Below are 3675 nucleotides of genomic sequence, written 5' to 3' on the forward strand. Positions count from 1 at the left end.
CGCGGCGGCGCGCGACGATCCGGGCCGACGCATCGCGCTGTTGGCGCGCACCTACCACGGCCCGTTCGGCCGGGCACCGCGGCACGTGCCGTTCCGCCGGGCGGCCCTGTCGTTCATGCGCTGGCAGGCCGACCGCGGTGTGCTCCACCCCGCGGCGGGCAGCCCGTGGTGGCGGGCGGTCAACGAGGGCCTGCTGCGCGACGGCTGCGAGGCGATGGCCCGCTCCGGCGGCACGCCCGGCGACTCCACCTCGTCGGCAGTCGACCTGTGGCTGGCGTTCATCGAGCGGCCCACACCGCCGCACTGCGGCGCATCCTCCCGGACACCTACCCACCGCCGGGCGAGCTGCGGTCCTATCTGGACCGGGAGAACCGGCTCGGGCGCACGCTCGACTACGGCGTGATCCAACCCCGCCTGCAGCGGTTGTACGAGTGGTCCGCCGCCGAGCTGGACCGCTCGGAGCTGTGCGACCTCGTCCGGGACGGCAACCCCGTCTACGCCTGGTCCTATGCGGACAGACACGTCTGGGCGGCGCAGGCCGGCACGTGGCCGCGGCTGCTGTCCCGGGCCACCGCCCCGCGCTCCTGATCAGGTGTGCTCGATGGTGAAGCCCATCCGCTCGAGCACCTTCACCGCGCCGCTCCGGCCGCCCTCGAAGTCACCCGAGGCCAGCTTCTCGCCCGTGGCGAGCTCGTACGCGGTGCCCAGGATCGCCTTCGGCGGATAACGGCGTTCGTCCCAGACGAGCTGGTACGTCGTGGTGGGTGCGAAACCGTGCGTGGCGAAGAAGGTGTCCGGCCCGAGCCGGTCGTACTCCCGCAGCGCGCGCTCGACGTCGCCCTTGCTCACCCGGTCCCAGGCGGGAGATTGTGCCATGATCTGCCCCCAACGTCGTTCTGGGCGGTATGCCGCGGGCATACCGCGCTTCAGCCAAACGCTAGTTCGCGCGGGCGAGCGTCACCGAGAAGTCCCCGGCCGGGTCGGCCCAGGCGTCGACCGGCGTGAACCCCGCCGTCGCCAGCTCCGTGTGGAGGTCGGGCAGGTGGAACTTCACGCTGATCTCCGTGAGCACGCCGTCCCCGGCGGGCAGCTTCCAGTCGCGGCCCAGCGCGCGGAACCGGGCCGTCACGTCCCGGCGGGCCCGCAGCCACATCTCGATGCGGTGCTGGTCGGCGTTCCACCGCACGGCGTGCTCGAAGTCGTCGACGTACAGACCCTCGGCGTCGAGTGTCGCACGCAGCACCTCGATGAGGTTGCGGTTGAACTCGGCGGTGACACCGACGCTGTCGTCGTACGCGGCGAGCAGTCGCGACGGCGCCTTGACCAGGTCGGCGCCGAGCAGGAAGTGGTCGCCGGGCGCCAGGGCGGCCCGCAGCCGGCCCAGGAACGCGCCGCGCTGGGCGTCGTCGAAGTTGCCGATCGTGCCGCCGAGGAACAGCACCAGGCGCCCACCGGGCCGGCCGGGCAACGGCCGCGGCTCGGCGAAGTCGGCGACCACCGGCTCGACCGTCGTCTCCGGATAGTCGCGGGCGATCGCGGCCGCCGCCTCGGCCAGCACGACGCCGCTGACGTCGACCGGCACGAAGTGGAGGGTGGGCCGCAGCGCGGTGCACGCGTCGAGCAGGATCCGGGTCTTCGTCGACATGCCGGCGCCCAGCTCGACCACCGTCTCCGCCACGCACCGGCCGGCGATCTCGTCCGCGTGCGCGCGCAGGATCTCGGTCTCGCGCCGCGTCGGGTAGTACTCCGGCAGCCGCGTGATCTCGTCGAAGAGCCGGCTGCCCCGCTCGTCGTAGAACCAGCGCGCCGGCAACGACGGTGGCGACTGCCACAACCCGGCGAGCGCGTCGCCCGCGAGACCGCCGCTCATCACGCCACGCTCCGGGCCAGCCGCAGCCCGCTGAACGCCCACCGCGAGCGGGCCGGGAAGAAGTTGCGGTAGGTGAGCCGCTCGTGGCCCGGCGGTGTCGCGGCGCAGGCGCCGCGCAGGACGTGCTGGTCCGACATGAACTTGCCGTTGTACTCGCCGACGGCGCCGGGGGCCGGCGCGAAGCCCGGGTAGGGCAGGTACGCCGAGGCGGTCCACTCCCAGACGTCGCCGACCATGGCCGAGCCGGCACGGCCGGGGTGCACCCGGTCCGGGTCGAGCAGCTGCCCGCGCCGGTCCCCGCGCTGCGCCGCGGCGGTCTCCCACTCGAACTCCGTCGGCAGCCGGGCGCCGGCCCAGCGGGCGAACGCGTCCGCCTCGTAGAACGAGACGTGGCAGACCGGCTCGCCCGGAACCACCGGGCGCCGGCCGGCGAGCGTGTACGTGGTCCACTCGCCCTCGACCAACCGCCAGTAACCGGGCGCCTCCCAGCCCTCGGACGCGATCGTGGCCCAGCCGTCCGACAGCCACAGGCCGGGTCGCGTGTAGCCGCCGTCCGCCATGAACTCCAGCCAGTCGGCCACGGTCACGGCGCGCTCGGCGATCTCGAAGTCCGACAGCAGCACCTGGTGTCGCGGCCCCTCGTTGTCGAACGCGAACCCGCGCCCGTCGTGTCCGATGTCGACGATCCCACCCCGCACCCGGTGCCAGGCCTGCGGCTCGGGTGCGCTGGGGTCGTCCGCCGGCCGCTCGGCGTACACCGGGCCGAGCGGATGGGTGGAGAACAGGTGCTTGACGTCCATCACCAGCAGCTCCTGGTGCTGCTGCTCGTGGTGGCAGCCGAGCTCGACCAGGCGCGCGGCGGGCTCGCCGAGCCGCCCGGCGTCCAGCGCCCGCACCACGGCCTCGTCGACGTACGCCCGGTAGCGTCCGATGTCGACGATGCCCGGCCGGGTGACGAGCCCGCGGATCGGTCGCGGATGCCGCGGCCCGACCGCCTCGTAGTACGAGTTGAACAGGTAGCGGTAGCTGGGGTCGAACTCCGTGTACGACGGGTCGCCGCGGAGCACGAACTCCTCGAAGAACCAGGTCGTGTGCGCGCGGTGCCACTTGGTCGGGCTCGCGTCGGGCATCGACTGCGCGGTCTGGTCCTCCGCCGAGAGGCGCGCCGCCAGGGCGTCGGTCGTGCCGCGGACGTCGAGAAACCGCGCGACGAGCTCACGGTTGTCGATGGCGAGCGTCATGGTGGTCCTCCCTGGCTGCCTTCTGTGTCCCGTGACGGATCGTCACGCGTGTCCGGCGGCTCCGGAGGGCCGCGGCGGTATACGAGTTGTAGTGGAGAACGTGCGTTGTCAGGCTAACCGGCAGGACAGCCGCCTAACGGAAAAATCCTCAGATCCCGCTGGGGACGAGCATGGGAGCGCTGGCATGGAGACCGAACCGCAGGGCCGCCGGCGCACGGCGACGCTGGCACTGCTCGCCTTCGCGATGCTGATCGTCTCGCTGGACCAGTACATCGTCGTCGTCGCGCTGCCGGAGATCGGCCGGGGGCTGGGCTATTCGACCCAGACCTTGCAGGCGGTGATCAGTGCGTACGCGGTGGCGTCGGCAGGTTTCCTGCTGCTCGGCGGCCGCGCCTCCGACCTGCTGGGGCGCCGGCGGGTGCTGGTCGCCGGCCTCGTGCTCTACGCCGCCGGCTCGCTCCTCGGTGGACTCGCGCCGACGCCGGTGGTGCTGCTGGTGGGCCGCGCCGTGCAGGGCCTGGGCGGCGCGCTGGTCTTTCCCGCCACGCTCGCGCTGATCAACAC

General features: G+C 72.9%; 5 protein-coding genes and 1 pseudogene. 3 read left to right on the forward strand and 3 right to left on the reverse strand.

Going from position 1 to position 3675, the window contains the following annotated elements; genetic code table 11:
• Both AB0H87_RS39425 and AB0H87_RS39430 read left to right on the forward strand, forming a co-directional pair.
• Positions 1-403, forward strand: a pseudogene (locus AB0H87_RS39425) (hypothetical protein); the annotation flags it as partial.
• The gene (locus AB0H87_RS39430) at positions 400-588 is read left to right on the forward strand and encodes a hypothetical protein (RefSeq protein ID WP_360158193.1); all 189 of its coding nucleotides are present in this window, start codon (positions 400-402) and stop codon (positions 586-588) included. The pseudogene AB0H87_RS39425 and the gene AB0H87_RS39430, both read left to right, overlap by 4 nt.
• On the opposite strand, the gene AB0H87_RS39435 is transcribed toward AB0H87_RS39430, so the two are convergent.
• The 3 genes from AB0H87_RS39435 to egtB all read right to left on the reverse strand — a co-directional run bounded on the left by AB0H87_RS39435 (position 589) and on the right by egtB (position 3111).
• Positions 589-876 carry a hypothetical protein gene (locus AB0H87_RS39435; RefSeq protein WP_360158195.1) on the reverse strand — a complete coding sequence of 96 codons (288 nt, stop codon included), beginning with the start codon at positions 874-876 and terminating at the stop codon, positions 589-591.
• Between the two features lie 61 nt (positions 877-937).
• Positions 938-1870: an L-histidine N(alpha)-methyltransferase gene (gene egtD, locus AB0H87_RS39440; protein WP_360158198.1), complete on the reverse strand. Its 933-nt coding sequence runs from the start codon at positions 1868-1870 to the stop codon at positions 938-940.
• Positions 1870-3111 carry an ergothioneine biosynthesis protein EgtB gene (gene egtB, locus AB0H87_RS39445; RefSeq protein WP_360158201.1) on the reverse strand — a complete coding sequence of 414 codons (1242 nt, stop codon included), beginning with the start codon at positions 3109-3111 and terminating at the stop codon, positions 1870-1872. The genes egtD and egtB overlap by 1 nt, the downstream gene beginning before the upstream one ends.
• A gap of 184 nt (positions 3112-3295) precedes the next feature.
• Here egtB and AB0H87_RS39450 point away from each other — a divergent pair.
• A partial coding sequence (locus AB0H87_RS39450) for an MFS transporter (RefSeq protein ID WP_360158204.1) occupies positions 3296-3675 on the forward strand: 380 nt, incomplete at its 3' end.

It is taken from the genome of Asanoa sp. NPDC050611 (genome assembly GCF_040654855.1).
In the GTDB taxonomy this organism is placed as follows: Bacteria; Actinomycetota; Actinomycetes; order Mycobacteriales; family Micromonosporaceae; genus Asanoa.

Excerpts from the sequence above, each read along its gene's own strand:
- AB0H87_RS39435 (WP_360158195.1), bottom strand. The coding sequence starts at position 876 with ATGGCACAATCTCCCGCCTGGGACCGGGTGAGCAAGGGCGACGTCGAG.
- egtB (WP_360158201.1), bottom strand. The coding sequence starts at position 3,111 with ATGACGCTCGCCATCGACAACCGTGAGCTCGTCGCGCGGTTTCTCGAC.
- egtD (WP_360158198.1), bottom strand. The coding sequence starts at position 1,870 with ATGAGCGGCGGTCTCGCGGGCGACGCGCTCGCCGGGTTGTGGCAGTCG.